Source organism: Mycolicibacterium arcueilense (assembly GCF_058536225.1).
Window position 1 is genome coordinate 349 of the sequence record NZ_JBZTYL010000008.1, and the last position, 1,366, is coordinate 1,714.

The window sequence follows — 1,366 nt, forward strand, 5'->3', positions numbered from 1 at the left end:
TCGCAGCTATTGGCCGACAAGATCCGGTTCACCTGTGAGCGGATCCGTTCGGCCGCGGCCCATCCGGCACCGAAGCTGGCCACGGTGATCGCCGGGATGTGCGCCGGCGCCGACAGCATTGATGACCTAGACGTTGTGCGCTCGGGTGGGATGAAGACCCTCTTCGGTGGTGTGTACGCCCCGTCGACGATCGGAACCTTATTGCGGGAGTTCACCTTCGGGCATGCCCGCCAGCTCGAATCTGTCCTGCGCGAACACCTGGCCGCGCTGTGCGGGCGTGTCGATCTGTTGCCCGGCGCCGACGGACGGGCGTTCATCGACATCGACTCACTACTACGCCCGGTCTACGGGCACGCCAAGCAGGGCGCCAGCTACGGACACACCAAGATCGCCGGCAGGCAGATCCTGCGCAAAGGCCTCTCACCGTTGATCACCACGATCAGCACCGACCACGGTGCGCCGGTGATCGCCGGGGCGAGGTTGCGGGCGGGCAAGGCCAACTCCGGCAAGGGCGCAGCCCGCATGATCGCTCAAGCGGCCGCTACCGCCCGTGCTGCCGGGGTCACCGGGCAGATCCTGGTGCGTGGCGATTCGGCCTACGGCAATAGCACCGTGGTCACCGCCTGCCACCGAGCAGGTGTCCGGTTCTCGCTGGTGCTGACCAAGACCGCCGCAGTTGCCGCCGCCATTGACGCAATTCCCGAGACCGCGTGGACCCCGGTGAACTATCCCGGTGCTGTGCGTGACCCCGACACCGGCGCCTGGATCTCCGATGCCGAAGTCGCCGAAACCACCTACACAGCCTTCGGTTCCACCAAGACTCCGGTGACCGCCCGGTTGGTCGTGCGCCGGGTCAAAGACGCGCGGTTCCTCGATGCGCTGTTTCCGGTGTGGCGGTACCACCCGTTCTTCACCAATTCCGACGAACCCGTCGACGCCGCTGACATCACTCATCGCCGCCACGCCATCATCGAAACCGTGTTCGCCGACCTCATCGACGGACCTTTGGCGCACATGCCCTCGGGGCGGTTCGGCGCGAACTCGGCCTGGATCCTGTGCGCCGCCATCGCCCACAATCTGCTGCGCGCCGCCGGTGTGCTGGCCGGAGGTGCCCACGCGGTCGCCCGCGGGGCGACACTGCGCCGCAAGATAATCACTATCCCGGCCCGCCTGGCCCGTCCGCAACGCCAACCTATCCTGCACCTACCAGCGCACTGGCCCTGGACAGAGCACTGGCTCACGTTGTGGCGCAACACCATCGGCTACAGCCCACCAGAAATCGCCACCACCTGACCATATGCCGAAAGGCCCGACCGGAGCGCACAGGAACAGCTGGACAGACCAGCAGATACCCCCTGCCCGCGAC

At 66.6% G+C, this 1,366-nt stretch carries 1 protein-coding gene; it reads left to right on the top strand.

All coding sequences use genetic code 11. The features are described from left to right. A partial coding sequence (locus tag AC4LGL_RS14555; protein ID WP_491839376.1) for an IS1380 family transposase occupies nt 1-1,293 on the top strand: 1,293 nt, incomplete at its 5' end. Between the last annotated feature and the right edge of the window lie 73 nt (nt 1,294-1,366).